The sequence below is a fragment of the Streptomyces sp. Da 82-17 genome (assembly GCF_046098215.1).
In the GTDB taxonomy this organism is placed as follows: domain Bacteria; phylum Actinomycetota; class Actinomycetes; order Streptomycetales; family Streptomycetaceae; genus Streptomyces.
Genome location: NZ_JBJURH010000003.1, coordinates 401,954 through 428,738 on the forward strand (window position 1 = coordinate 401,954; position 26,785 = coordinate 428,738).

At 73.2% G+C, this 26,785-nt stretch carries 21 protein-coding genes; 7 read left to right on the plus strand and 14 right to left on the minus strand.

Annotated elements, in window-relative coordinates; translation table 11 throughout:
• Positions 1-59 precede the first annotated feature (59 nt).
• Positions 60-1,082, plus strand: coding sequence for a lytic polysaccharide monooxygenase (locus ACIDOF_RS07315; protein ID WP_409004875.1), 1,023 nt, complete (start codon positions 60-62; stop codon positions 1,080-1,082).
• A 156-nt stretch (positions 1,083-1,238) separates the two neighbouring features.
• Here the strand turns inward: ACIDOF_RS07315 and ACIDOF_RS07320 are convergent, their stop codons facing one another.
• Positions 1,239-2,552 carry a PQQ-binding-like beta-propeller repeat protein gene (locus ACIDOF_RS07320; protein WP_409004876.1) on the minus strand — a complete coding sequence of 438 codons (1,314 nt, stop codon included), beginning with the start codon at positions 2,550-2,552 and terminating at the stop codon, positions 1,239-1,241.
• A gap of 94 nt (positions 2,553-2,646) precedes the next feature.
• On the opposite strand from ACIDOF_RS07320, the gene ACIDOF_RS07325 reads away from it, so the two are divergent.
• Together ACIDOF_RS07325 and ACIDOF_RS07330 are read left to right on the plus strand one after the other, a co-directional pair.
• Positions 2,647-3,081 (plus strand): SRPBCC family protein, encoded by a 435-nt coding sequence (locus ACIDOF_RS07325; RefSeq protein WP_409004877.1) that lies wholly within the window; start codon positions 2,647-2,649, stop codon positions 3,079-3,081.
• Positions 3,082-3,145: 64 nt separating this feature from the next.
• Positions 3,146-4,021 (plus strand): immunity 49 family protein, encoded by an 876-nt coding sequence (locus ACIDOF_RS07330; RefSeq protein ID WP_409004878.1) that lies wholly within the window; start codon positions 3,146-3,148, stop codon positions 4,019-4,021.
• A gap of 23 nt (positions 4,022-4,044) precedes the next feature.
• Here ACIDOF_RS07330 and ACIDOF_RS07335 read toward each other — a convergent pair whose 3' ends face one another.
• Positions 4,045-5,061 (minus strand): DNA polymerase thumb domain-containing protein, encoded by a 1,017-nt coding sequence (locus ACIDOF_RS07335; RefSeq protein WP_409004879.1) that lies wholly within the window; start codon positions 5,059-5,061, stop codon positions 4,045-4,047.
• Complete coding sequence (locus ACIDOF_RS07340) at positions 5,058-8,501, minus strand: DNA polymerase III subunit alpha (protein WP_409004880.1); 3,444 nt, start codon at positions 8,499-8,501, stop codon at positions 5,058-5,060. Before ACIDOF_RS07340 ends, ACIDOF_RS07335 begins: the two co-directional genes overlap by 4 nt.
• Before the next feature lie 184 nt (positions 8,502-8,685).
• Here ACIDOF_RS07340 and ACIDOF_RS07345 point away from each other — a divergent pair, with 184 nt between their 5' ends.
• Positions 8,686-9,744: an ABC transporter permease gene (locus ACIDOF_RS07345; RefSeq protein ID WP_409004881.1), complete on the plus strand. Its 1,059-nt coding sequence runs from the start codon at positions 8,686-8,688 to the stop codon at positions 9,742-9,744.
• Between the two features lie 158 nt (positions 9,745-9,902).
• Here ACIDOF_RS07345 and ACIDOF_RS07350 read toward each other — a convergent pair whose 3' ends face one another.
• From ACIDOF_RS07350 to ACIDOF_RS07360, 3 genes are all read right to left on the minus strand, one after another.
• Positions 9,903-10,988: a S1 family peptidase gene (locus ACIDOF_RS07350; protein WP_409004882.1), complete on the minus strand. Its 1,086-nt coding sequence runs from the start codon at positions 10,986-10,988 to the stop codon at positions 9,903-9,905.
• Between the two features lie 536 nt (positions 10,989-11,524).
• Positions 11,525-12,427 (minus strand): S1 family peptidase, encoded by a 903-nt coding sequence (locus ACIDOF_RS07355; RefSeq protein WP_409004883.1) that lies wholly within the window; start codon positions 12,425-12,427, stop codon positions 11,525-11,527.
• Positions 12,428-12,853: 426 nt separating this feature from the next.
• Complete coding sequence (locus ACIDOF_RS07360) at positions 12,854-14,203, minus strand: DUF5685 family protein (protein ID WP_409004884.1); 1,350 nt, start codon at positions 14,201-14,203, stop codon at positions 12,854-12,856.
• Positions 14,204-14,488: 285 nt separating this feature from the next.
• Here ACIDOF_RS07360 and ACIDOF_RS07365 point away from each other — a divergent pair, with 285 nt between their 5' ends.
• Positions 14,489-14,935 carry a cell division protein SepF gene (locus ACIDOF_RS07365; RefSeq protein WP_409004885.1) on the plus strand — a complete coding sequence of 149 codons (447 nt, stop codon included), beginning with the start codon at positions 14,489-14,491 and terminating at the stop codon, positions 14,933-14,935.
• Positions 14,936-14,975: 40 nt separating this feature from the next.
• Here ACIDOF_RS07365 and ACIDOF_RS07370 read toward each other — a convergent pair whose 3' ends face one another.
• Positions 14,976-16,172, minus strand: coding sequence for an acyl-CoA dehydrogenase family protein (locus ACIDOF_RS07370; protein ID WP_409004886.1), 1,197 nt, complete (start codon positions 16,170-16,172; stop codon positions 14,976-14,978).
• A 116-nt stretch (positions 16,173-16,288) separates the two neighbouring features.
• A complete protein-coding gene (locus ACIDOF_RS07375; protein WP_409004887.1) occupies positions 16,289-18,016 on the minus strand; it encodes an MFS transporter in 1,728 nt (575 codons plus the stop codon).
• Positions 18,017-18,274: 258 nt separating this feature from the next.
• On the opposite strand from ACIDOF_RS07375, the gene ACIDOF_RS07380 reads away from it, so the two are divergent.
• Both ACIDOF_RS07380 and ACIDOF_RS07385 read left to right on the plus strand, forming a co-directional pair.
• Positions 18,275-19,444 carry a glycosyltransferase family 39 protein gene (locus tag ACIDOF_RS07380; protein ID WP_409004888.1) on the plus strand — a complete coding sequence of 390 codons (1,170 nt, stop codon included), beginning with the start codon at positions 18,275-18,277 and terminating at the stop codon, positions 19,442-19,444.
• 276 nt (positions 19,445-19,720) lie between these two features.
• Positions 19,721-20,746, plus strand: a complete 1,026-nt coding sequence (locus ACIDOF_RS07385; protein WP_409004889.1) for a phosphatase PAP2 family protein — start codon at positions 19,721-19,723, stop codon at positions 20,744-20,746.
• A gap of 111 nt (positions 20,747-20,857) precedes the next feature.
• On the opposite strand, the gene ACIDOF_RS07390 is transcribed toward ACIDOF_RS07385, so the two are convergent.
• The 6 genes from ACIDOF_RS07390 to ACIDOF_RS07415 form a co-directional block, all read right to left on the minus strand.
• Positions 20,858-21,073 (minus strand): I78 family peptidase inhibitor, encoded by a 216-nt coding sequence (locus tag ACIDOF_RS07390; RefSeq protein ID WP_409004890.1) that lies wholly within the window; start codon positions 21,071-21,073, stop codon positions 20,858-20,860.
• Positions 21,074-21,406: 333 nt separating this feature from the next.
• Positions 21,407-22,435 carry a helix-turn-helix transcriptional regulator gene (locus ACIDOF_RS07395; protein WP_409004891.1) on the minus strand — a complete coding sequence of 343 codons (1,029 nt, stop codon included), beginning with the start codon at positions 22,433-22,435 and terminating at the stop codon, positions 21,407-21,409.
• Positions 22,436-22,489: 54 nt separating this feature from the next.
• Positions 22,490-23,368: a hypothetical protein gene (locus ACIDOF_RS07400; protein ID WP_409004892.1), complete on the minus strand. Its 879-nt coding sequence runs from the start codon at positions 23,366-23,368 to the stop codon at positions 22,490-22,492.
• Positions 23,365-24,633, minus strand: coding sequence for a glycosyltransferase family 4 protein (locus ACIDOF_RS07405; protein ID WP_409004893.1), 1,269 nt, complete (start codon positions 24,631-24,633; stop codon positions 23,365-23,367). Before ACIDOF_RS07405 ends, ACIDOF_RS07400 begins: the two co-directional genes overlap by 4 nt.
• Positions 24,634-24,826: 193 nt before the next feature.
• Positions 24,827-26,143, minus strand: coding sequence for an ABC transporter substrate-binding protein (locus ACIDOF_RS07410; RefSeq protein WP_409004894.1), 1,317 nt, complete (start codon positions 26,141-26,143; stop codon positions 24,827-24,829).
• Positions 26,118-26,669 (minus strand): hypothetical protein, encoded by a 552-nt coding sequence (locus tag ACIDOF_RS07415; protein WP_409004937.1) that lies wholly within the window; start codon positions 26,667-26,669, stop codon positions 26,118-26,120. The genes ACIDOF_RS07410 and ACIDOF_RS07415 overlap by 26 nt, the downstream gene beginning before the upstream one ends.
• Positions 26,670-26,785 lie beyond the last annotated feature (116 nt).

Consider the following 26,785-nt stretch of genomic DNA (forward strand, 5'->3'; position numbering starts at 1 on the left):
CTCAGGGGCTAGCTTCGTCTCTCGCCACCCCCCGTGTGAACCGTTTCTAGGAGACCCGTATGAGCACCCGCCGCGCCACCGTCATCGCCGCCCTCGGCATAGCCCCGCTGGCGCTGACCGCCCTGGCCGCGTCGCCCGCCGCCGCGCACGGATCGATGACGGACCCGGTGAGCCGGGTCTCGGCCTGCTTCGCGGAGGGCCCGGAGTCCCCGAAGTCGGCCGCCTGCAAGGCCGCGGTCGAGGCCAGCGGCGCGCAGGCCTTCTACGACTGGAACGAGGTCAACATCGCGAACGCCGCGGGCAAGCACCGCGAGATCATCCCGGACGGCAAGCTGTGCAGCGCCGGCCGCGACAAGTACAAGGGCCTCGACCTGCCCCGCGCCGACTGGCCGGCCAGCGAACTCAGCGCCGGGAAGCACACGTTCCGCTACAAGGCGACCGCCCCGCACAAGGGTTCCTTCGAGCTGTACATCACGAAGGACGGCTACGACCCGAGCAAGCCGCTGAAGTGGTCGGACCTGGAGTCGGAGCCGTTCGCGAAGGTCACCGACCCGAAGCTGGAGAACGGCGAGTACGTCTTCGACGGCACCGTGCCCGGCAAGTCGGGCCGGCACCTGGTCTACAGCATCTGGCAGCGCTCGGACTCCCCCGAGGCGTTCTACACCTGCTCGGACGTGACGTTCGGCGGGGGCGGCTCGGCCGCTGAGGCCCCTCAGGCTCAGGCGCCGTCGGGTGAGCAGATCGACGCGGGCGCCGAGAAGTCCACGGTGGACCACTCCGGCCACGGCGGCGACCACGGCGAGCACCCGGCGGGCCACTCCGACCCGGCCGCCGAGGCCGAGCCGTCGGACGAGGGCGCGGGCACGGACGAGGACACGGGCGCGGACTCCGGCAACGCTCCCGAGGCGAAGGGCGGCGCCGCCGAGCCCGCGGCCGCCGGCACCGAACTCGCCGAGACCGGCGGCGACTCGACGACCCCGTACATCGCGATCGGCGGCGCCGCCGCCCTCGCCGTGGGCGCCGGTGCGCTGTTCGCGACGACCCGCCGCCGGGCCGCCGCGACCGGCCGCCACAGCCGCTGACCCCCGCCGGACGCCACGGCCGCTGACGCCGACGCTGTCGCGCCGCCCGTCTCGCGGGCCTCAAGTCCCGGCGCCTGCACGCCGGTTCAGGCCGCGCCGCCGCCCTCCACCTTCACCTGGGGGCGGCGGCGCGGCCCTGTGCGCGGGCCCGGCCGGTCAGCCGGTGACGGGGTACGCGGTGACCGCGTTGTTGTTGTCCTTGTCGAGCGCCACGCCGACGGAGCCGTCCGTGACGTACGGGGCGATCCCCGGCGCGTCCTCCTTGTCGGCGCCCGTCTCCGCGTCGAGGACGACCGGACCGTTCTCCGTCGTGCCGTACACGAGGCCGGCCCGCACCAGCGTCACCCTGGGCGCCACCCGGGTCTCCGCCTCGTCGGGCAGCACCCAGCGGTCCTTGCCGGTGGCCGAGTCGTAGGCGACCGCCGAGTCCCCGCCGACGCTGCTGCACACCACGGTCTTCCGGCCGTCGTACGCGCAGCGGTCGGCGGTGAGGCCCTCGCCGTAGGACCGCAGGCGCTTGCCGGTCGTCGCGTCGAGGAGGGCGCCGCCGTCGTCCTCCGCCTTCGTGTCGTAGCCGCTGATCATCACCGTCTTCGGTCCCGCCGCGGCGATCCCCTCGACGGAGACGGTCGTGTCACGCCACCGCTCGCGCCCGTCGGCCGCGCTCAGGCCGACGGTCTCCCGGTCGGTCATGTCGGCCGTGGCGGCGACGACGGTGTCCCCGACGAGGACGGGCGCGACGTCGTACGTGCCCTTCGCGGCCCACACCTTGCGGTGGCTGCCCAGGTCGACGCCGAAGAGCTGCCCGGACGCGTACACGACGGCGGTCCCGCCGTGCACGCCGACGACGCGGGTCTCCTCGTCGTCCACGGAGTAGTGGCCCTCGCCCAGCTCGATCTCCACCGACCAGGCCTTGGTGGCCTGCGCGGGGTCCACGGCGACGAGTTCGACCACCTGGTGGCCCTTGGTCGTGCCGGAGCCGGGGACCTCGGCGACCAGGCTGCTGAGGACCAGCCGCTCACCGCCGTGCTCGGCGACGACCGGGGCCTCGGCCGGGTTGCCGCCGACGATCGGCCCCAAGTCCTCGACCCTGACGAGGGGTTCGTGCTCGGGGGTGATCCGCACCGGGTCGCTGTGCCGGTAGCCGCTGACCACGTCCACGCCGTCGGGGCGGGCGATGAAGACGACGCCCCGGTCGACCACCAGCGGCAGCGGGTGCTGCAGCCCGGCCATGGAGATCTTGCCCGCGCCCGCCGACTCCGGCAGCACCACGGTCTTCGCGGTGTCGAACGTCAGCGGCGCCTCGTACCGCTTCGGCACCCGCTCCTTCGGCGCGGCCTGCTCGGGGCCCTTGCCGGACCCGCCGCCGCTGCCGCCCCCGCCGTCACCGCTCTGCCCGGCCCCGCACCCCGCGAGAGCGAGCCCCACGAACACCGCGAGACTTCCTCTGACCACCGGCCCGAACCGCACGTGCTTCCCCCTTGGTCGTCCTGCTCGGTCTCTTGATCCACACGCTACCCCCGCGCTCGCACCCCGCCCGCCCCCGGCCTTCTACGCTGGCCGGATGCCCGAGTTCCGGATCACCCGCCGCTGTTCGCTCCCGCCGGCCGAGGCCTGGCGGCGCGTCACCGACTGGCCGCGGCACGCCGCCCAGGTCCCGCTGACCCGTACGACGGTCCTGACCGCCCCGCCCACCCGTACCGGCACCCGCTTCGTGGCCCGCACGGGCGTCGGCCGGTTCGCCTTCGACGACCCGATGGAGGTCACCGAGTGGCAACCCCCGGGCCCGGACGCCGAGTTCGGCCGCTGCCGCCTGGTCAAGACGGGCTCGTTCCTCACCGGCTGGGCCGAGATCGAGGTACGCCCCCTCGGCACCGGCTCGTCCGTCGTGTGGCGCGAGGACCTGCGGGTGACCCGCCTGCCCCGCGCCCTCGACCCCCTCACGGCCCGCGCGGGCCACGCCGTCTTCGGCTACGCGCTGCGCCGACTGCTGGCCTGAGTCCGTTGTCAGTGGCGGCCGTTACGGTGGCAAGCGCCGCACAGAACACGGGGAGGACGGCGCCATGCAGAACGTGAACGTGCCTTGTCACGAGGTGAGTCGGGGGGAGCTGGACCGGGCGCTGGACGGCATCAGGAGTCGGGCCTTCGGCCGCTGGCACACGATGGAGTACGACGCGTTCGGGATGGACCTGCTGGCGGAGATGCGGGACGAACTCCTCGACCATGCCGCCGCCGCGCTGCGGGAAGGCCCGCCCACCCGGCAGACCCGCACGGTGCTGCGCACCGCGGCGGAGTGCGCCCACGGCCTGGTCAGCCTCGGCTGCTTCCCGAACGGCGACCAGCTGATCCCGTTCTCCCTGGTCGGGGAGGCCATCAGCAGTGAGAACACGGCGTTCGACTGCGTGGTGGAGGAGGCCGCCACCGCCAGGTGGTGGGTGGACGCCTGGGCCCTGATCGTGGCCAGCGGCTTCATCCAGGACCGGCGGGAGATGCTCAGCCCACTCCTGCGGGGTGACTACGCCCCCTCGATCCGCCAAGGCGTGCCGCACTCCGACCACGCCTCCGTGTCCGACCCCGCCGACCTCGCCGAGATGGACGCCCTCTGCCTCTACCTCGCCGAGGACCACACCGCCGCCCTGCGCACGCCGACCGCCGGGGAACGCGCGGAGGGCGCCCGGCGGTTGGACGCCGTCGGCGGGGCGCTCTCCGCCGACCAGCGGCTGCTCCGGGTGCTCCTGGACGACGACCAGGAGGCGTTCGAGCGCGCCCTGGTCGCCCGCCTGGAACAGCACCGCGAGCAGTCCGCCGCCTCGGCCGAGCCCCCTCCCCGCACGCTGCTGCCCATAGGCACGATCGCCCTGGCCCACCTGGCGACGCACTGCCACGCCTGGACCCTGAACGTCACGTCCGACTACCTGCCGCAGGCCCTGACGAACTGAGCCCGCCCCACGCACGGCACCTCCTACGCCGCCAACGCCCCCGGCAGCACCGCCCGTTCGCCGAACCGTGCCCGGGCCTTGTCCGCCGCGGCCTCCAGACGGCGGGCCTTGTCGTCGACCGGGTCGAAGCTCAGCTGCAGCGTGGCCTGTTCGGCCGGGCCGAGCCCCTCCGCGCGCAGCGAAAGGCCCCGCACCCGGGCCCGCTGCAGACCCAGCGCGTCGTACATGCCGTACGCCGCCGCGGTCAGGGACGCCGAGTGCGCGGTCGGCTCGCGCAGGGCACGGGAGCGGGACGTGGTGGAGCGGTCGGCGTAGCGCACCGTCAGCGTCAGGGAGCGGCACACCTGGCTCGCGCCCCGCATCCGCGCCCCCAGCTCCGCGGTCAGCGAGAGCAGCGCGCGCCGGTGCAGCACCGGGTCCAACTCGTCGCGCGGGAAGGGCCGTTCGGCGGCGAGGGAGCGCGCGGCGGCGTTCCGCACGACGGGGGTGCGGTCGATGCCGTGCGCCTTCTCGTACGCCTCGCGGCCCGCCTTCGCCCCGAGGATCCGCTGGAGCGTGCCGAGCGGTGCGGCGGCGACCCGGTCGACGGAGTCCAGGCCGTAGGTGCACAGGGTGCGGGCCGTGGCCCGGCCGACGCCTTCGAGGGCGACGACCGGCTTGCGGTCCAGGAACTCCCGTACGCCGTCGGCCGTCGCGGGCACCACCCGGGTCTGGCCGGGCTCCGCCTCGCGGGCGGCCATCCGGGCCAGCATCGGGTTGGGGCCCGCGCCGATCACGCAGTCCACGCCGTGCAGGGCGAGGGCGCGGACCCGGACGAGCGCGGCGAGCTGCTCGGCGTCCCGGCCGAAGTAGCGCAGGGCGCCGCGCACATCGGCGAGGGCGGTGTCGGGCGGCGCGGCCTCGACGACGGGCGTCAACTCGCCGAGCAGCGCGACGAGTTCGGGCAACAGAGCCTCACCGCTCACCCCGGGCCCGTTCAACCCAGCCCCGCTCGCCCCGAGCCCGCTCGCTCCGGACAGGAACCGTACACAAAGAATCATCCCGCGCTCCCCGGACTCTGGTGCCACAACTTCCGTCCTCCCGCGGGGCCTTCGCCGGGTGGCTGAAGGTCGGCCCACGGGTTCATCTCGTAGCCGGTCGGCATCCGGATCGTCCGGCCCGTGTCCGCACCGGCGCCCCCGTCCGCGCCCGCGGCCGGCGCCGCCAGCGCCTCCCCCACCGCCTCCAGGCCGCCCGACTCCCGCAGCTCGACCAGCTCCTGGAGGTTCCACGCCGCCGAGCCCACCACGGACAGGCTGCGCGGGCCGCGGCGCTGGACCACGCCGCGGACGAGGAGCAGCCAGGAGTGGAAGACGGTGTGCGCGCACTGCTCGTGGCTGTCGTCGAAGAACGCCAGGTCGACCAGGCCGGTGCCGTCGTCGAGGGTGGTGAAGATGACGCGGCGGCCGGAGCGGATCGGCGGGGTCTGGGTGGCCGCCTTGGCGCCCGCGACCAACACGGTCTGCCCGTTCTCGGCCATCCGCAGCCGCTTCGCGGACGTCACGCCGAGCTCGCGCAGGAACGCGTGGTGGTCGCCCATGAGGTGCCGGGACGCGTCCATGCCGAGGACGCCGAGCTCGGCGCTGAGCCGTTCGGCCTCGCCGAGGTCGGGCAGCCCGACGGCCGCGGTGCGCCGGCCGCCGGCGAGCGGCAGCTGCTCCCCGTACGAGCCGCGGGCGCCGCGGTGCAGCTCGGCCAGGTGCAGGAGCAGGTCGCGCCGGTTGCCGCCGAACGCGTCCAACGCGCCGACCTTCGCGAGCCGTTCGGCCACCGGCCGGCCCGGCCTGGCCCGCTGCCGGAAGTCGAGCAGCGAGGAGTACGGCTGCCCCTCCTCGATCCGGTGCGCCTCCGCCTCGCTGATGCCGTGCACGTCGGACAGCGCGAGCCGAATGCCCCACCGCGCACCGGAATCCAGACCGGAGGAATCCGACACCAGTTCGATCCGGTGAGCGACCGCGGACCGGTTCACGTCCAACGGCAGCACCGGCACCCCGCGCCGCCGCGCGTCCGCGAGCAGCAGCCGCTTCGGGTACATGCCGGGGTCGTGGGTGAGAAGCCCGGCGTAGAACGCGGCCGGGTGGTGCGCCTTGAGCCAGGCGGACTGGTACGTCGGCACGGCGAAGGCGACGGCGTGCGCCTTGCAGAAGCCGTACGAGCCGAAGGCCTCGATGATCTCCCAGGTCCGCCCGATGGTCTCGGCGTCGTACCCCTTCGCCGCCGCGTGCTGGGCGAACCACACCTTGATGCGGCCCTGCGACTCGGGGTCGGAGAGCCCGCGCCGCACCCGGTCGGCCTCGCCGCGGCCGCAGCCCGTCATGATGTCGACCATCGCGATGATCTGCTCGTGGAAGACGACCACCCCGTACGTCTCGCGCAGCGGCGCCTCCAGGTCGGGGTGCGGGTAGCTGACGGGCCTGCGGCCGTGCCGGGACTCGATGAACGGCCGCACCATGTCGGCCGCGACCGGCCCGGGCCGGAACAGCGAGATGTCCACGACGAGATCGTGGAAGGTCGAGGGCTGCAGCCGTCCGACCAGGTCGCGCTGGCCGGGCGACTCGATCTGGAAGCACCCCAACGTCTCGGCGCTGCGGACGAGTTCGTACGTCGCCGGGTCGCCGTCCGGCACCGCGTCCAGGTCGATCCGCTCCCCCGTGGCCCGTTCGACCTCCCGTACGGCGTGCGCCATCGCGGACTGCATGCGGACGCCGAGGACGTCGAGCTTGAGCAGGCCGAGCTCCTCCACGTCGTCCTTGTCGAACTGGGACATCGGCAGGCCCTCGCCGCTGGTCGGCACCACGGGCGTACGGGCGAGCAGCGAGGCGTCCGAGAGCAGCACCCCGCACGGGTGCATGGCGACCCCGCGCGGCAGCGCGTCCAGCCCTTCGACCAGCTCCCACAACCGGCCGTACTTGTCGCGCTGTTCGGCCACGTCCCTCAGCTCGGGCAGCTCGTCGAGGGCCGCGCGGGCGTCCTTGGCGCGGATGTGCGGGAACGCCTTGGCGAGCCGGTCGATCTCGGCGGGGTCCATGGACAGGGCCGCGCCGACGTCCCGGACGGCGTGCCGGACGCGGTACGTCTCGGGCATGGCGACGGTGGCGACCCGTTCGGCGCCGAAGCGGTCGATGATCGCGCGGTACACCTCGATCCGACGGGCGGACTCCACGTCGATGTCGATGTCCGGCAGGACGGAGCGCCGGGTGGACAGGAACCGTTCCATCAGCAGCCCGTGCTCGACCGGGTCGGCGTGCGCGATGCCGAGCAGATGGTTGACGAGCGACCCGGCCCCGGACCCGCGCGCGGCCACGCGGATCCCCATCTCCCGTACGTCGTCGACGACTTGAGCGACCGTCAGGAAGTACGAGGCGAAGCCGTGGTGGGCGATGACGTCCAGTTCCTCGTGCATCCGCTCCCAGTAGGCGCGCCGGTCCCCGTACCCGCGCAGGACCATGCCGGCGGCGGCGCGGGAGGCGAGGGCGCGCTGCGCGGTGCGGCGCCCGGCGCCGACGAGCCGCGCCTCCGGGAAGTGCACGCTCCCGATGCCCAGGTCGTCCTCGGGGTCGACCAGGCAGCCGGCGGCGGTCCGCTGCGTGCTCTCCATCAGGCGGTACGCGGCCTCGCGCCGGTAGCCCGCGGCCTCCACGACCCGCTCGGCCGTGTGCAGCATCGCGTCGGCGCCCTTGAGCCAGCGCTCGCCGCTGTCCAGGCCGCCCCGCGGGTCGATGGGCACGAGCCGCCGGGCCGCGTCGAGGACGTCGGCGACGGGTCCCTGGCCGGGGTCGGCGTACCGAACGGCGTTGCTGAGCACGGGAGTCACGCCCTGCTCGGCGGCGAAGCCCACGGTGCGCGCGGCGAGCCGCAGCGATCCGGGGCCGGTGCCCTTGAGTCCGTGGTGGACGGCTTCGAGGCGCAGCGCGTCGCCGTACCGCTCCCGCCAGGGCGCGAGGAGTCGCGCGGCACGGTCGGGACGGCCCGCGGCGAGCGCACGGCACACGTCGGAGGCGGGGCCGAGCAGCACGGTGAGGCCGTCGCCGTGGTTGTCGGGCCAGGGCAGCAGCGCGCCGTCGGCGTCCCGGTGGGCGGCGGTGATCAGCCGGCAGAGCTCGGCCCAGGCGGCGGCGCCGTCCCGGGCGAGATAGGTGACGCGGGGCGCGGACTCGTCGACGAAGGCCCCGCCGCGCACGGGGGTGCGCCGCTTCTCCTGCGCGGAGCCGGATTCCCGTACGGCGGGGGCGACCGCCAGGTCGACGCCGAACAGCGGGCGGATCCCGGCCTTCTCGCAGGCCGCGGCGAAGCGCACCGCCCCGGCCAGGGTGTCCCGGTCGGTGAGCGCGAGCGCGTCCATGCCCCGCTCGGCGGCGCGCTCGGCCAGCCGCTCCGGGTGCGAGGCGCCGTAGCGCACGGAGAACCCGGAGGCGGTGTGCAGATGCGTGAACCCCGGCACACGCACCTCCTGAACCCACCTGAACCTTCGCTCTCGGCATCCCCTTCTCCACCATAGACCAGTTTCGAACGTACGTACGACCCCGCGGGGCGGCAAGATCGGCCGGACGGGTCGGACCGGCCGCCGCTCACCCGTTCGGGCCCGCCCTGCTGCGGCCTCGGGGCGGCCCGTCGAGCGTGGGGGCATGACGAGGACCACACGCGGCGGCGGCCTGGACGGCGACCCGAACACCGGATTTCTCCACGAGGTCAGGGACGCGGTCAGCGCCCGCACCGGCCTTCTGGTCATCGGCGTGCTCCTGGTGCAGCTCGCCTTCATCGCTTCGTACATCGGCGCCTTCCACCAGCCCGAGCCGCACCGGATCCCGATCGCGGTGACCGGCCCGAACGCCCAGGTCACGGCCCAGGCCGTGCAACAGCTGCGGGCCCTGCCGGACGAGCCCCTGAAACCGCGCGCGGTACGGGACGAGGCGGAGGCCCTCGAACAGATCCGGGAGCGGGGCGTGGACGGCGCGCTGATCGTCGACCCGCGCGCCCCCGGCGACCGCCTCCTGGTCGCGAGCGCGGCGGGCGGCAGCCTCTCGCAGGCGCTCGAACAGGTCGTCGGCGCGGCCGAGCGGGCGCAGAAGCGCGCGCTGAAGGTCGAGGACGTGGTCCCGGGCGCGGCCGGGGACGCCCGCGGCCTCTCCTCCTTCTATCTCGTGGTCGGCTGGTGCGTGGGCGGCTATCTGTGCGCCTCGGCCCTGGCGATCAGCGCGGGCGCCAAGCCCGCCAACCCGGCCCGCGCCCTGATCCGGCTCTGCGTGATGCTGCTCTACTCGGTGGTGGCCGGCCTGTTCGGCGCGCTGATCGCGGGTCCATGGCTGGACGCACTGCCGGGCAGTGTGCCCGCCCTGTGGGGGCTCGGCGCGCTGCTCGTCTTCGCGGTCGGCGCGCTCACGCTCGCGTTCCAGGGCATCGCGGGCGTGGTCGGCATCGGCCTCGCGATCATCGTGGTCGTGGTCCTCGGCAACCCGAGCGCGGGCGGGGCGTACCCGTACCCGCTGCTGCCGGGCTTCTGGCGCGGCCTCGGTCCCGTACTGCCGCCGGGCGCGGGCACGTTCGCGGCGCGTTCGATCGCGTACTTCAGGGGGAACGGCGCGGGCGGCCCGTTCCTGGTGCTCGCCGCGTGGGCGGTCGGCTCGGCGGCGGTCACGTTGCTGCTCTCCTTGCTCCGCCACGACCGCCGGGAGGCAACCCGATAGGGCGCCCCGACAGGGGCGCGGGGAACTGCGCGAACAACCACGACGGCGCGGCACCCGGAAGATCGCCGCCGGAGGCTTTCGGGAAGGGGCGGGGAGGGGAAAAGGAAAGGGCCCGGCCCACCGAAGCGGACCGAGCCCTCGAACAGTACGGAAGAACCTCAGCCGATCTCCGCCCCGAACGCCTCAAGCGCCTCAGGCACAGGCTGGAAGAACGTCTCGCCGCCCGAGGAGCAGTCACCGCTGCCACCCGAGGTCAGCCCGAGCGCGGTGTCGCCCGCGAAGAGCGCGCCGCCACTGTCGCCGGGCTCGGCGCAGACGTTGGTCTGGATCAGACCGTTGACGACGTCGCCGTTGCCGTAGTCGACCGTGGCGTCGAGGCCGGTGACCTCACCGTCGTGCAGCTGCGTGGTGGAACCGCTGCGCTGCACCTGCTGGCCGACCGTGGCCTCGCCCGCCTGCGCGATGGCCTGCGTCGAGCCGTTGTAGAGGTTGACCTCGCTGGGGTGCTCGGTGTCGCCGGTGTACTTGACGATGCCGTAGTCGTTGTCCGGGAAGCTGGAGCCGGCGTTGGTGCCGATGACCGGGCCGCCCTGCTCCTCGGACCACTCCTGGATCGACTCGGTGCAGTGGCCGGCCGTCAGGAAGTGCGGCTCGCCGCCGACCGTGACGTTGAAGCCGAGGGAGCAGCGGCCGCTGCCGCCCCAGATGGCGTCGCCGCCGGCGATGAACTTCTTGAACTCGCCCTTGCTGCGCTTCAGTTCGACCTGCGCGCCGAGGGCGTCGGTGGCCTTGGTGAGCTTGGCGAGCTCGGCGCCCTGGACCGTGCGGTCGGCGGTGACGACGACCTTGTTGGTCTTCGGGTCGAGGGCCCAGGACACGCCCTTGGTGCTGGCCTTCTCGATCAGGTCGCTACGGGTCTCCTTGAGCTCGGCGAGCGAGTTCTCGACGACCTTGGCCTTGGCGCCGGCCTTCTCGACGACGTCCGCGGCCTTCTGGTCGAGGACGTTCACGACGAGCGACTTGGACTCGGCGTCGTAGTACGCGCCGGCCGCGTCCGCGCCGAGGTCCTTGCCGAGGACCGAGCCGAGCTTGCCGGCCGCGGTGGCGGTGAGGGTCTTGAGCTCCGGCGTGGCGGGTGCGTCGCTCGCGTTCGCGCTCTGGATGGTGACGCCGGCGGCGACGAGTGCGGCTATGCCCGCTCCCGCGACGGCCGCGCGGCGCTTCTGTATGCGACGGTGCTTCAAGTCACGTCCTCCTGTGGGGGGTCGGGTCCGGATCGGTGGGGTTCACCGGGCCCTGAAGGCGTACACGGGCACAGAAGCGACATATCCGTCCTTAGTGCAATAGCCGCGTCCATGCCAACGGGTGAGAGTCACTATTCCCACGTTCACAGGGGGCACACAAGGTCGACTTCCGGACGCGCACCCGACAACCACGCCCCGGCCTCCCGCCGTTCACAATCCCTCCCCACACCCGCGACCAGCCCTCCGCCTCCACAGCCACACTGGCCGATTCTTTTCTCCCCACCCCGCCCCTTCCCGAAAGACTGCCGTCGGCACGGGGCCAGCCGGAGGGGCTGAATTTTCACGGCGCCGGAGGGCGTTGCCCCCAGGGGCGCGGGGGGACTGCGCGAGCAACCACGACGGCGGGAAAGCCGAAAGACCACCGCCGGAGGCTTTCGGGAAGGGGCGGGGAGGGGACAAGAACGAGCCCCCGCCCAGAACTTCGGGCGGGGGCTCGAAATGCGACGCGCGCGCGGAATGCGCAGATCCCGTACGGATCAGTACACGCTGACCCCGTACGCGCTCAGCGCCTCCTTCACCGGCTGGAAGAACGTCGTACCACCACTGGAGCAGTTGCCGCTGCCGCCGGAGGTGAGCCCGATCGCCCGGGTCCCGGAGTAGAGCGGACCGCCGGAGTCGCCCGGCTCGGCGCACACGTTCGTGCGGATCATGCCGTAGACGATGTCGCCGCCGCCGTAGTTGACCGTCGCGTTGAGGCCGGTCACGGAGCCGCTGTGGGTGCCGGTCGTCGAGCCGCGCCGGGTGACGGACATGCCGACCGTCGCGTCGGCGGCGCTGGTGATGTCCTGGCCGCCGACGGTGCCCGGGTGCGAGAGCCCGGTGTTGGAGTAGCGCACGAGCCCGTAGTCGTTGCCCGGGAAGCTGGACCCGGCCGTCGGGCCGATGGTCGTGGTGCGGGAGGAGTTGGTGTACCAGGTGCCCGCGCCGTCGGTGCAGTGACCGGCGGTGACGAAGTAGTACGTACCAGCAGAATTGCGGACGTTGAACCCGGCAGAGCAGCGCCAGCTGGACGCGTAGATCGCGTCACCGCCGGAGAGCAGCTTGCTGAACTTGCCCGGGGTGCGCTCGATCTTCAGGGCGCCCGCGTTCGAGCCGGCCTCGCGCTTGATCTCGTTGATCTCGGCCTGGGAGACGGTGCTGTCGACCGTCACCACGACGCGCTTGGTCTTCGGGTCCACGTTCCAGGCCGTGCCCGCGACGTCGGCCTCGAGCACCGCGTCGCTCGCCTTGTTCAGCTGGGCGCTGCTGTAGGTGGTGGCCTCGTCCGCGCTGGCGGCGGGTGCGGCGAACGCGCCGGCGGCGACGAGCGATCCGGCCACGGCGGCCAGGGACACACGTCTCGCGACACTGCTGCGGGGGGTGGTGCGCTTGATCCTCACTTCGCGTTCCTCCGAGGGGAATCGGGGGCCCGCCTGGGAGGAGCGGGCCCGTGAGGCGCAGCCGGGGGCGGCCGTTCCGGGTTCCGCGTCCGGAATCCGAATTCGTTGTGCCCCTGACAAGCGCTGGCTCGGAGTATTCGGTTGCGGCGGAGGGCACACAAGGGCGCCTTTCGGCCGTCTGCGCATGACGCACCCCGGCCCCGGCGGCGGGTGCTTCGCGGTCAGCCGCGCGTGCCGTCGGGGTCGCTCGTCGGGGGTATGACGTACGAGCCCTGCTCCGGGTTCCGTACGCAACTCACCCCGGAGGGAACGGAGTTGAGGCGCCGTGATGAAACCTGTCGATTCGCCCGCATCCGTCCGGGACCCGGGGATGGCCGGAAGTCGTCGTTCCGGATGCTGTCCGCTGCAAAAAGCGCCGCAAACGAGTCAGCCGCAACCGCAGTCGCAGTTGCAGTCGCAGCAGTCACACCCGTCACCGCCGGAGCCGCCACCGTCGCCGCCCTCGCCGCCGTTCCCTCCGCAACAGCTGCAGCAGTCGGCACAGTTGGAGCAGCAGTCACAGGCGCTGCAGCAGTCGTTGCACAGCCCCTCCTTCCGCTCCCGGCTCCACGGGTCCTCGTGCGTCCCGCAGCACAGCTGGCACGTACAGGCGAGCCCCGCCCACACCAGGCACCCGGCGATCAGCCCCCGCCGGTCCCGGCGCGGCGGCCGCGGCCCACCCGGCGGCGGCCCGAACGGCCCACCGGGACCACCCGGTCCACCCGGCCCGTACGGCCCGTACGGATCACCGGGACCGCCGGGGCCGGGCTGCTGCGGTGCGTACGGACCGGGGCCGCCCGGCCCCTGCGGGTACGAGGCGTACGGATCCACCGGCCCGGACACCGGTCCGCCGGCCGGGCCCAGCTGCTGGTGGGAGCAGGAGGTGGTGCCGAAGGCGCGGTCGACGGAGCGCGGCAGTTCGTGCACGAGCAGCCGGTGCGCGAGCGCCGAGTCCGTGAACTCCACGTCGCGCAGGGCGAGTCGGATGCCGCGCAGCGCGTCGTCGGCGAGCCTGCGGGCCTCGTCGAGGGAGGTGCCGGTCGCGGCGAGCGGGTTCCAGGCGCCGCGCGCGGCGTCCTCCTCGCGGTCCTCGACGGCGTCCAGGAGGTGCGCGAGCCGCCCGAAGAGCCGCCCGGCCTCGGCGAGCGGCGCCGCGTTGCCGGGCCGGCCGGCGAGCTGCGCGGTGTGCGCGAAGGCGGCGGCGGTCGCGGTCTCGGTCGGCTCGGTGACGACGAGCAGCGAGGTGCCGGGTCCGGCGAGCGCCTCGATGCCCTCCTGCCGGCTCACGGCGTCCACGAGCACGGCGGTGTCGAAGCCGACGTCGGCGGCGGTGCGCGCCCCGGCCCGGTCCCAGGAGCGGGCCACCCGGCGCGCGGCCATGGCCACCGGCTTGCGCCCCAACATGCCGTCCCCGTCGGCCACATGGTCGCGGACCTTGGCCGAGGCGAGCACCAGCGAGACGGCCGCGGCGAGCCGTGCGCCCTCGCCCTGCGCGACCGAGGCGCCGCGCATTCCGCGCAGCGGGCAGGGCCCGGCGCTGCGCCGCCATCCGGTGGTCCGCTCGGCCTGAGCCTCCGTCAGAACCGAGACCAGCAACCCGTCGTAGTTGGTGACGACCCGCGCGAACTGGCCATGATCGCTGCGCAACGCGAGGCAGAGTCCGCACAGATGGGCCATCCACTGCGTCTTGAGGCCTTCGCCGAGACGGTGGCTGCAGGGCCTGACAATGCCGAACAAGACGGCTCCCCCGTGAGTCGCTGATGACGTGCGACCGCATCGTATCGGCCACCGACGGCACCTCGACACGCCCGCCGTCACCCGTACGCGCCGACAAGTCATATTTCACTCACTGTCAGCAGCCGGGCCTCGCAGGACCCTTGGAGAATGGGGGTGCGTTCTGCACCAGTAGCGTCACGAAAGGCCCGTGAAGCGACTAACCGCTTGGTCGGAGCAACGCTCCATCAGCATCATGGACGACCATAGGGGTTGCGGACGGCAGGAACCGCTTGAGAGGAGGCGTCCATGGGATCGGTGCGCAAGGCGAGTGCCTGGCTTGGCCTCGTCGACGACAACGATGACGAGCGTTACTACGACGGTTACGAGGACGACGCGGCCGAGGGCCCCGAGTCCGGCGAGGCCTGGGTGACCGACCCCCGGGTGCGGGTCGCCGACGAGCAGGCCGCGCAGGCCGGCCGCCGGATCGGCACGATCGCCCCCGACGGCTTCCGGGACGCGCGCGCCATCGGCGAGCTGTTCCGGGACGGCGTCCCGGTGATCATGAACCTCACGTCGATGGACCCCGCCGACGCCAAGCGCGTGGTGGACTTCGCGGCCGGACTCACCTTCGGTCTGCGCGGCTCCATCGAGCGGGTGGCGACCCGGGTCTTCCTGCTCACCCCGGCCGACACCGCCATCGTCAACGGCGAGGCGACGAGCCGGCCTTCGGACGGTTTCTTCAACCAGAGCTAGCGGCAGGGCCGCTCACCGACTCCCCCCGGACCGCTCCGGTCTACCGGAACGCGTCGAGCCCGGTGAGCGCCTTGCCGAGCACCAACTGATGCATCTCGACGGTGCCTTCGTAGGTCAGCACCGATTCGAGATTCGTCGCATGCCGCATCACGGGGTATTCGAGCGAGATCCCGTTGGCCCCGAGGATCGTCCGTGAGGTGCGGCAGATCTCGATGGCCTCTCGTACGTTGTTGAGCTTGCCGAAGCTGACCTGCTCCGGCCGCAGTCGGCCCGCGTCCAGGCGGCGGCCGAGGTGGTGGGCCAGCAGGATCCCCTTGTGCAGTTCGACGGCCATGTCGGCGAGCTTGGCCTGGGTGAGCTGGAAGCCGCCGATGGGCCTGCCGAACTGCTCCCGCGTCCGCGCGTAGTCCACCGCCGCCTCGAAGGACGAGCGGGCCGCGCCCATCGCGCCCCAGACGATGCCGTAGCGGGCGTGGCTCAGGCAGCTGAGCGGGCCGCGCAGCCCGGTGACCTCGGGGAGCACCGCGTCGGCGGGCAACCTGACCCCGTCCAGGACGAGTTCGCTGGTGACCGAGGCGCGCAGGGACCACTTGTGCTTGATCTCGGGGGCGGCGAAGCCGGGGCTGTCGGTGGGGACGACGAAGCCCCTGATGCCCTCGTCCGTCTGCGCCCAGACGACCGCGACGCCGGCCACCGAGCCGTTGGTGATCCACATCTTGCGGCCGGTCAGCACCCAGTCCGTGCCGTCCCGCTTGGCGTGCGTGCGCATCGAGGCGGGGTCGGAGCCGTGGTCGGGCTCGGTCAGGCCGAAGCAGCCGATGACCTCGCCGGCCGCCATCCGCGGCAGCCACTGCTGCTTCTGCTCCTCGGAGCCGAACTTCCAGATCGCGTACATGGCGAGGGAGCCCTGGACCGAGACGAGGGAGCGGATCCCGGAGTCTGCGGCCTCCAGCTCCAAACAGGCCAGGCCGTACTGCACGGCGCTCGCGCCCGCGCAGCCGTAGCCGGTGAGGGACATGCCGAGGGCGCCGAGTCCGCCGAGTTCACGGGCGAGTTCGCGTACGCCGGGGAGTTCGCCGCGCTCGTACCAGTCGGCGATGTGCGGCAGGACGCGGTCCTGGGTCCAGGCGCGGACGGTGTCGCGGATCGCGAGGTCCTCGGGGTCGAGGAGGTCGTCGAGGCCGAGCGGGTCGGCGGGGTCGAACGGCGGCGGGGCGGGGCGGGACGAGGACGGCATGGCGGGGCCTCCGGACACGTAAAACTAGCAGCGGTAGTCACGGTGCGCTGCCGACGGTACGGCTCGGGGAAGCCGCACGTCCAGAGCGTGCCCTTGCCCCGAGGAGCCCCTGCGGGTCAGGCCGAGGACTCGGCGGCCAGGGCCTCGTGGTCCCGCTGGGCCGGGGCGGTCTTGCGGCCGGGCTGCGGCGCCGCGGTGTCCGTGGGAGCCGGGGCGGCTTGCGCGGTCTCGGGGGCCGGGGCGGCTTGGGCGGCCTCGTCGTCCGGTGTCGCGGCGCCGAGGTCCATGGAGCGGGGCAGGCGCAGCGCGGCGAGGGCGCCGAGGAGGAGCAGGCCCGCGCTGGCGTACAGGGTGACGTGCAGTCCGTGCACGAAGGAGTCGCGGGCCGCGGTGCGCAGGGCGTCGCCCGCTCCGGAGTCCAGGCCCTGGGCGATCTCGTACGCCTCGCCGATGGAATGCCGGGCGGCGGCGACGTCGCCCTTGGGGACGCCGGGGACCGCGTCGAGGCGGGGGCCGTAGGCGGCGTTCATGACGCTGCCGATGAAGGCTATGCCGATGCCGCTGCCCAGCTGGTACGAGGTCTCGCCGATGGCCGCGGCGCCGCCCGCCTGGCCCTGGCTGACGTCGCTGAGCATCGACTCGTACGCCCCGAAGAGGGTGGTCTGCAGGCCGAAGCCGAGCAGGACGAAGCCGGTGAGGAGCAGCGCGAGATTGTCCTTGTGGCCCATGAAGGTGAGCGTGAGGACGGCGATCGCGGTGAGGCAGAAGCCGAGCGAGACCATCACGCGCGGGCCGAGGCGGGGCAGGATCGACGAGCCCGTGAGCCCGCCGGCCATCGCGGCGAGGGTCAGCGGCACCATCCGGAGGCCGGTCTCAAGCGGCGAGAGTCCGAGGACCAGCTGCAGGTACTGCGCGGCGATCAGCATCAGGCCGACCAGCGCCAGCATCGCGATGATGATGCAGCCGACGGAGGTGCCGAAGGCCGGCCGGGAGAACAGGCTGAGGTCGACCAGCGGGTGCTTGCGGCGCCGCTGCCTGCGGACGAAGAGGACCAGGAGCAGCGCGCCGACCAGGAACGGCACGATCGTCATCGGGCTGACGACGCCTTCGCCGCCGCCCGCACGCTTGATGCCGAGCACGACGCCGAAGAGTCCGGCCGCGGCCATCAGCGCGCCGATCACGTCCCACGGGCCGTCCCGGTCACCGGTGGACTCGGGGAGCAGCCAGCGGCCGACGAGGAGGCTGGCGAACATCAGCGGGATGTTGATGAGGAAGACCGAGCCCCACCAGAAGTGCTCCAGGAGGAAGCCGCCGAGCAGCGGTCCGGCGGCGGCGCCGACGGCGGCGACCGCGCTCCAGATGCCGATGGCGAGGGCGCGCTCGCGCCGGTCGGGGAAGACCTGCCGGACGATGGAGAGCGTCGCGGGCATGATCATCGCGCCGCCGACGCCGAGCAGGACGCGCGCCGCGATCAGGGTCTTGGGTTCGTGGGCGAGGGCCGCCATCGCGGAGGCGACGCCGAAGAGCCCGTACCCGAGGAGGAGGACTCTTCTGCGGCCGACGCGGTCGCCGAGGGTGCCGAAGAGGATCAGGAGCGAGGCGCAGACCAGCGGGTACGAGTCGACGATCCACAGCAGTTGGATCGCGCCGGGCTTGAGGTCCTCGGTGACGGCGGGCACGGCCACGTGCAGCACGGTCGAGTCGATGGCGACGATCGCGAGGCTGACGCACAGGACTATGAGGACGACCCAGCGGTTGGCGCCTTCGGGCCGGCCGATGCCCATGCGTTCCAGGAACCGGGAAGCCGAGGGCCGCTTCGGAGCAGCCGTGGTCGTCCCGGTCATGCAGTACCTCCCAGTGATCCCGTACTCAGGCGGTCGGCGGCGGCGGCTCTGCCAGCGGCGGGGACCCGACCGGGTGTACGAGTGAGCAGTCAGCGTACGCGAGTTCACAGCGGGGGTGGGTGTCCCACCTCTCACCTTGCTGAACGACGACGTGTGGCATACGCCACGCCCGACCCCCTCTCCCCCGTGTCACTCCCCCCTTCTTCTCTACGACCGCCCGGGGGTATGCGGTTCCCCGCTCCGCCCATAATCGAGCCCGTGACCGATCTTGACCCAATCGTTCCGACGACCGACCGCCATGACCGCCGCGGCCGGGCCCGCAGTGCGCTGCGCCGGGCCGCGCCCGCGCTGTGGGCGTACGCGGGGGTGCGCGCGCTCGGGCTCGCGGTGCTCGCGGTGTGGTCCGCGGTGAACGGCAAGAGCGCGCACACGCTGCTGACCGGGCGCTGGGACTCGCTCTGGTACACCCGCGTCGCCGACTTCGGCTACGGCTGGGAGACCCGCCTGCCGGACGGCTCGGTCCACTCCAACCTGGCGTTCTTCCCGCTGCTCCCGTGGCTGGAGCGGCTGGGCGCGGCCGTGAGCCCGCTGTCGTACGCGGACGCGGGCCTCGTGGTCGCCTGGCTCGCCTCGCTCGCGGCGGCACTCGCGATCTTCCTGATCGCGGAACGGCTGTACGGGTCGCGGGCCGGGGTGTGCGCGGTGGTGCTGTGGGCCGTGCTGCCGGTGGGGATCGTGCAGTCGATGGCGTACAGCGAGTCGCTGTTCACGGCGCTCGCGGCGTGGGCGCTGTGGGCCGTGCTGCGGGAGCGGTGGGTGTGGGCGGGCGCGCTCGCGGCGCTCGCGGGGCTGACGCGGCCGGTGGGCATGGCGGTGGTGGCGGCGATCTGGGTGACGGCGGCGCTGACGGTCGCGCGGGACCGGCGTGCGGCCCCGCGGCTCGTGCTCGGCGTGCTGCTCGCCCCGCTGGGCGCGGCCGGTTATGTGCTGTGGGTGGGCCGGCGGACGGGCGACGGCATCCTCGGCTATCTCGACGTACAGGCGCAGTGGGGCAACGGGTTCGACGGGGGGATCGCGTTCGCGCGGTTCGTCGGGGGGATGCTGACGTCGTTCCCGTCGGTGCTGGCCGGGCTCGGGCTGATCGTCGGCGTGGGCCTGGTGATCTGGCTGTACGTGCTGGGCGTACGGCGGCAGCAGCCGCCCGCGCTGCTCGTGTACTGCGGGATCGTCGTCGTGCTCGCGCTCTGCGCCTCGGGGTACTTCGGGTCCAAGCCGCGGCTGCTGCTGCCCGCCTTCCCGCTGCTGCTGCCGCTCGCGGCGGGCCTGGCGCGGTGGCGGACGGCCCGGGTCGCGGCGCTGCTCGCGGTGGTGGCGGCGGGGTCCGCGGTGTACGGGGCGTTCTGGCTGAACGGGTCGGGACCGCCGTGATCCGGCCGTTCCGTGCAGGCGCGGACACGGCCCGTGATCATCGCGCGGCCCGGGGCCGGCCCGCCGCCGGGAATTGCCCGGAGCCGCACGGAATGAATTCACAGGCCATCCGGAATCACAGCAGATGAAGATCGAATAAATACCGATCCCCGGTCATCAGCTTTTACTCGGGGCTCCCGAATTACTCCCCCGCTGAGATCAATCCCACATCACATCGTCATCACAAACCCCGTGATTCGGCCGGGTCACGCGCTCACTCGCTGTAGCGTCGATTGAGTGCGTACCGAACCAAACCTGACCCGTCTGGACCGGCTCTTTGCCCGGCTAGACCGGGAACCCGAACGGCCGGCGAGCCTCGAAACGCCGCGTATGAGCCCGCACCGCATCGTGCTGTTCGGCTCGACGCTGGTGTTCTACGTGCTCATCGTCGTGGCCGTGATCAACACGTCCTGGCTGGTGCGGCTCGACTGGCAGTTGATGTTCTTCCGGCCCTACCAGCAGTGGCAGGAGCTGCACGCCTTCATCGACTACTACGTGGTGCTCGGCCAGCGCGGCCCCACCGCCGTGATGGTCGCGGCCTGGCTGGGCTGGCGCTCCTGGCGGCAGCACACCCTGCGCCCGCTGCTGATGCTGGGCACCTCGCTGCTGCTGCTCAACGTCACGGTCGGCGCGGCCAAGCTGAGCATGGGCCGCCTCGGTCCGCACTACGCGACCCAGATCGGTTCCAACGAGATGTGGCTGACGGGCGACATATTCCCGTCGGGCCACACCGCGAACGCCGTCGTGACCTGGGGCATCCTCGCCTACCTCGCGTCCTCCGCGCGGGCCCGCCGCTATCTGTCGGCGCTCTCCGCGGTGGTCTCGCTCGGCGTCGGCCTCAGCACGGTCTACCTGGGCACGCACTGGCTGAGCGACGTGCTCCTCGGCTGGGCGGCGGGTCTCCTCATCCTGCTCGCGCTGCCCTGGTTCGAGCCGCTCGTGACCCGCGCCGAGGCCTGGATCCTCGCCCAGCGCGACCGGTTCCTGCCCGGCCTGCGCGGCCGCGCCACGGCGCCCGCGCCCGCCGGCGCGCCCACGCCGCTGCCGCAGCCCGTCCCCGCCGACGACGAGGTGCCGGTCCGCGAGCCGGTCGGCGCCGTGCAGCACAGCAGCCGTACGGGGGCGCACTTCAGCACCCAGCGGCACACGCTGCGCTCGGAGCGCTCACCGGTCACGCCGACCGGCAGCCGCCGGCCCGCGCACGCCGACCCCGCGACGCGCACGGCCCGCCCCGCCCCGGCCCGCCCGGTGGCCGGCGGCTGACCCCCAGGCCGCGGGGGCGGTACGCACAACTCCCCCGCGCGCGAAGGCCCCGGCTCCCCCCTCCAACAGGGGGAGCCGGGGCCTTCGCCGTACGTGCCCTCCGGGCGGCCCTCAGCCCTTCCAGCAGCGCTTCACCGTGCCGTCGCTGACCTCGAAGTTGAGCCGTCCCGCGAGGTACTCCATCGTCACGATCGCGCCCGGCGGGAGCGCCCTGACGGTGGACCAGCCGCGCTCGCGGGCGAGCCGTTCGGCGCCCTCGGCGTCGAGTCCGACGTACGCGTCGGGGGTGTCCTGGGGTTCGGCGGGGGGTGTCGGTATGGGTGCCATACGGCCCACCGTAGGCCGCGTGCGGCGGGAAGTGAAAGGGCCGCCGAAAAGCGCCGACAGGGGCGCACCCAGGGTCACTTGCACCCCCGAGGTCACGCTTGTGTCACAGGATCGCCACATGTGTTTGCCGATTCCCGCTTCACACGAACGAGGGGTCCCCCATTGTTCCGGCCCGCCCGGCAATTCCCCGTGCCGCTCGCGCCATTCGCGTACCGGGCGCCCGCAGATCGCATTTCCGGGACTTTCCGCGGATGCCTCGGCGGTCTTTCCCCGCAGGCCGTACGCGAATTCCCCGGGGCTTTTCCCGGCAGGTGTCCGACCCGCGCCGTACGGCTAAAACCGGGCGGGTCGGACGTGGTCCTCGCCGGGTGCCGGACGCGTGCCGGCGGCAGCCGTCGCCGAGCGGTCCAGTGCCCGCGAGATGCGGTCCCGCGCCGACCTGAGGTGCTCGGTGAGTCCCTCGGGCTCCAGGACCTCGAACTCGACGCCCAGGAGCATCAGGTGGATCACCATCACGTCGAGGCTGCCCGCCCCGGTCCGCAGCAGACATGTCGACCCGGTCTCCGCCTCCAGGGTTCCGGTCGACGGCGAGATGTCCGCGGCGGCCTCGGCGAGCGGCACGAAGAGGCGGACCAGGGCCTGCTCGGCGTACGCCCTGCGGGAGACGCCCTCGGAGACGTACGCGGCCAGGTCCCGGGCGGGCGGGGTGCGTGGGGCGAAGCGGGGGCCGTGCGGGGGCTTGGGGGTGATGCGGTCGGCGCGGAAGGTCCGCCAGTCGTCCCGGTCCAGGTCCCAGGCGACCAGGTACCAGCGGCGCTCGGTGCAGACCAGGCGGTGCGGTTCGACGGTGCGGCGGGTGGCGTTGCCCGCGTGGTCGCGGTACTCGAAGCGCAGCCGCTGCCCGTCGCGGCACAAGTGGGCGAGTTCCGTGAGCACTTCGGGGTCGACGGGCGAGGGCTGCGGGCCGCGCAGCATCGGCACCGTGTACGCGTTCAGGGCCCCGACCCGGCGGCGCAGCCGGTCCGGCAGCACCTGCTCCAGCTTGGCCAGGGCGCGTACGGAGGTCTCGTCGATGCCCTCGATGCCCTGCCCCGCGGCGGTGCGCAGGCCCACGGCGACGGCCACGGCCTCCTCGTCGTCCAGCAGCAGCGGCGGCATCTCGGCGCCGACGCCCAGCTGGTAGCCGCCACCGGTGCCGGGTGAGGCGTGCACGGGGTAGCCGAGGCCGCGCAGCCGGTCGACGTCGCGGCGGACCGTGCGCGGGGTGACGCCGAGCCGGTCCGCGAGGTCGGCGCCGGACCACTCGCGGTGCGCCTGGAGCAGCGAGAGCAGGCGCAGGAGTCGTGCCGAGGTCTCCAACATGCGGTCGAGTCTGCCAGCGGTCGCGGACAGCCACGGTCCGCGATCCGGGGCCGCTCAGTCCACCTCCGTGACCCGCAGCGAGAGGTCGTTGTCGCGCGTGTAGTACGGGCCGACGGCCGCGGTGCCCGTGCGGACGGCCGGGTACGTGAAGATCGGCTTCTTGTCCGCCACGTCGTCGAGCAGCCGCGCCACCCTGGCCCGCGGCCCGTGCTCGCCCTGCGGCAGCAGCCACAGGTCCCAGATGCCGGGCGCGTCGGCCAGGTCCGCGTACGCCACCGTGAGCCCGAACTCGCCGCCGGACGCCCGGAGTTCGACGCGCCGGGCGCCGTCGGCGGGCTTCCGGGCGCGCAGCTCGGCGTACCCGGCCGGGCCGAAGGGCGTGCCGAGCAGCCGGCCGCGTACGGTCAACTCGGCGCCGTCGATGAGGAGTTCGCCGGCCTCGGCGTGCGGGGCGCGGTGCCAGGCGCGGATGGTGAGGTTGCCGTGCTTGGTGGCGTACGGGATGCGGACGGCGACGTGCGGGCGGGTTCCGCTGGGCATCCGGTCGACGAGCGAGCGCAGGTCGTTCACGCCGGGCGCGAGGCGGCGCGGGGCGGCGTCGCCCTGGTCGACGTACGCGTCCCAGCGGCCCTCGGCGAGCTGGACGCTGGACGGGAGCACGGCGCGCAGCCGGCCGTCGGCGGCCGGGGTGAGCGGGAGCCGGGTCTCGGTGTGCCGGGCGTGCGGCTGCCGTTCGCGGAGCCGCAGCAGCAGATGGGCGGCGCCGGGGCGGCCGAGGTCGGCGAGGTCGAAGGTGAGCCCGCCGGCGGAGTCGGCGACGCAGTCGGCGCGGGGTGCGGCGGCGCGGTCCTGACCGGCGGGGTCCTGGACCGCCCCGGCGTCCGGGTTCGGGTGCACCTCGTCGGGCAGCGGCGGGGGCAGCAGGGTGCTCATGCGGTCCGTCCCTTTCTCAGGGCGGCGCGCCCCGCGTCCCTGACCGCGTAGGCGCCGCCGAGCATCGCGCCGCGGGTGCGGTGCAGCGAGCCGCGGAACCGGCCGAGCGGTCCGGCGGGGCCGCGGGCGGTCAGATCGGTGAACAGCGATTCGTAGCGCTCCGCTATCCGCGCGGGGTCGAAGCGCCGGGAGTCGACGAGGGCGGCGGCGGACATCCGGCCGCGCAGCTCGTCGTCGTTGATCAGTTCCAGGAGTCCGGCGGCGATGGCCTCGACGTCGCCGACGGGGACGAGCCGGCCGTCGACACCGTTGTCGATGATCTCGCCCGGGCCGTGCGGGCAGTCCGTGGCGACCACGGGGAGGCCGCAGCGCATGGCCTCGACGATGGTCATGCCGAAGGACTCCAGGCTGGAGGTGACCGCGGCGACGGAGCCCTTGGCCCACTCCGGGTCGATGGGGTGGGCGGGGCCCATGAGGAACACGTGGTTGTAGAGGCCGAGTTCGTCGATGAGGGCGCGCAGGGCGTCCCGTTGTCTGCCGCCGCCGTAGATGCGCAGGCGCCAGTCCGGGCGTTGGGCACGCACCTGGTCGAAGGCCCGGATCAGCAGGTCGTACCGCTTGACGGGGGCGAGCCGGCCGGCGGCGACGACCCATTTGCCGGTGCCGTCGGCGGGCGCGACCTCGGGTGCGGGCACCGGGTTGGCCATGGCGTCGACGCGAACTCCGGGCAGGCGCATCTTGCTGCGGTAGGCGGCGGCGTCGGCCTCGGTCGTCGTGGTCAGCGCGTCGAGGCGGGGGTAGACGCCGCGCAGTTGGGTGCGCAGGGCCTTGGAGTGGCTGTCGAGCGTGAGGTGTTCCTGGCCGACGCGGAGCGGGCCGCGGCGGGTCTGGCGGGCGATGTGGACGTTGAGGCCCGGGCGGGTGCCCACGAGGACATCGGCTTCGACGGTCGCGAGGTGGTCGGCGATGCGACGGTCGGTGAGCGCGTTGTACTGCTCGAAGCGGCCCTCGGCGCGCGGGAACTCGCGGGCGGGGCGGCGGAATTCGGGGTGGTCGCCCTCGTATCCCGCTGTGTCCTTGCGGATGTCGACGAGGTGGCGGACCCGCACCTTGGGGTCGACCCGGAAGACGGGCTCGTCGCGGTGCCGGTAGACCGAGACGACCTCCACGTCGTGCTGTTCGGCCAGGGTGTTGGCCAGGTTGTAGGTCGTCCGGATCGTCCCCCCGATTCCGTACGCGTTATGTATCAGGAATGAGATATGCATGCGTCCCCGTATCCCACGTTTCCCCGCGGACAGTCCGGTCTCGTCCGCCTACCGCTGGGTTAGACCGAAACCGGGGGGTGGGGGTTGGGCGTCATCATCATCTTGTTCCTGAACAGTTGCGCTATTGGTAGGCGATTTCGGGAACCCGTGGGAGCTCCCGCACATCAGGGCAGGTGTGGCGAACAGGCGCCGCTCAGGGCTCGTACGGCAGCTGCGGTACGTCGAAGCAGGTGCGGTTCATGTCGCCGCTCTGCGTGACCCAGCCCTCGCCGTCGCGCCAACGGGCCACGGACAGGCAGGTGTTGCGGGTCGTGGGCGGTGCGTCGCGGTGCTCGAAGACGACGGGGATCAGGAGGCCGTCCGCGTCGTAGGGCTCGCCCCGCTCCAGGTACGCGTCCAGGCACGCGCGCGTGGCGGCGGTTTCGGGCTCCGCGCGTGTGCACGTTTTCGCCGCGTCCGTGAACCACATGGCGGCGGCCCAGCCTTCGAGCGCCCACTGCGACAGCGGCCGGCCCTTCATCGCGTCCCGGAACTCCCGTACGGCGGGGTGGCCGGTGTCCTGGTGGTTGCGGCTGGAGCCGGCCGCCCACAGGGCGTTGCGGCAGTGCGGGGCGTCCTTGTAGTCCGCGGCGACCGTGTCGGTCCAGTTCTGCGCGGTGGTGACCTTGGCGGTGAGGCGGGCGCCGACCGCGTCGAGGGCCTTGCAGAGCCGGGCGTTGCCGTGGGTGTCGAGGGCGTCGAAGACCAGGTCGGCGCCGCGCTCCTTCAGGTCGGCGGCGACGGCGCGGAAGTTGGGCAGCGCGAAGTCGACCTGCTCGGTGACCACGTCGTACCCCTCGGCCCGCAGCCCCTCGGCGACGAACCGGGCGTAGGCGGCGGACGCCGACTGGTTGTACGAGACGACAGCGGCGGTGCGGGCGCCGTGCTCGCGCTTGAAGTAGCGGTAGACCTCGGTGCCGCCGTACAGCTTCCCGTCCCAGCCGGGCGCGTCCCCGGTGCGCGGCGCGAGGCTGCCGTAGATCGAGTAGAGGTGCGGATACGTCTCGTAGGCGGGGCCGACCGGCTGGCCGCCGATGTCGGGGACGCCGGCGGCGGAGACGCGCGGGGCGGCCGCGTAGTCGAGGACGGCGGTGCCGACGAGGGCGACGACGTGCCGTTCGTCGACGAGTTCGCGCACGCACTCCTGGTTGCCGACCCGGCTGCCGCCGTCGTCGCAGGTGTGCACCTCGACCCGGCGGCCGTCGACGCCGCCGCGGGCGTTGAGCCGCTCGAACCAGGCGGTGGCGCCCTCGCGCGGGCCGGTGAAGGCGCGGCCGCCGACGGGGCTGGTGGCGCTGGCCAGGATGCCGACGCGCAACGGTTCGGCGCGGGGCGGCGGCTCGCTCGCGGCGCCGCGCCCGGTGAACTCGCCCTCCGGCACCCGGCTTCCGCAGGCCGCGCCGAGCAGCAGGGTCAGCGTCGCGAGCAGGGCCGTGAGCAGGACCTCAACAGCCCGGAACCGGCGAGGCATTGCCGCTGTTCATCTGCACAAGCGCGCACAGCGTCTTGACGGACACCTTCCATGTGCCGTCCTGCTCGACCGCCGTACCGGAGGCGTTCGGCAGCGCGGGCTGACCGTCGAGGGTGAGCGTGTACGTCACGTCGGCCTGCGTCTTCGACGTGAACTTCACGTCGGTCACCTTCGCCTCGACCTGCTTGCCGCGCGGGTCCGAGCCGAAGGCCTGCAGCACCGGTCTCATCTCGGCGCCGTTCTCCAGGACCGCCTCCTTCTGGTTCAGCGGGACCTCGGCGTCGAAGAACTTCTCCCAGTTCTCCTTGACCTCGCGCTCCGCCGCCGCGGCGTCCTCGGGCGCGGCCGGGCTCTTCTCGCCCGGCGCCTCCTCGGTGCGCTCCACGGACGGCTCGGGCGGAGGCGTCGTACCGCCGTCGCCGTCGTCCCCGCATCCCGCGACGGCCGCCCCGACCGTCAGCATCGCGGCGGCCGCCCAGGCCGCGACGCGCCTCCCACCCCTGCTGTGACTGCTGCTCCCGAGCATCTGGCTCACCGCCGGGTCGTTCCTCCGGGCAGGGGCTGCCCGGTGCTTTCAGGGTCGGCTTCCCGGGGGCAGAGTGCAAGCTTTGTCCTGACATGAACAAATAGATACAGAGCACG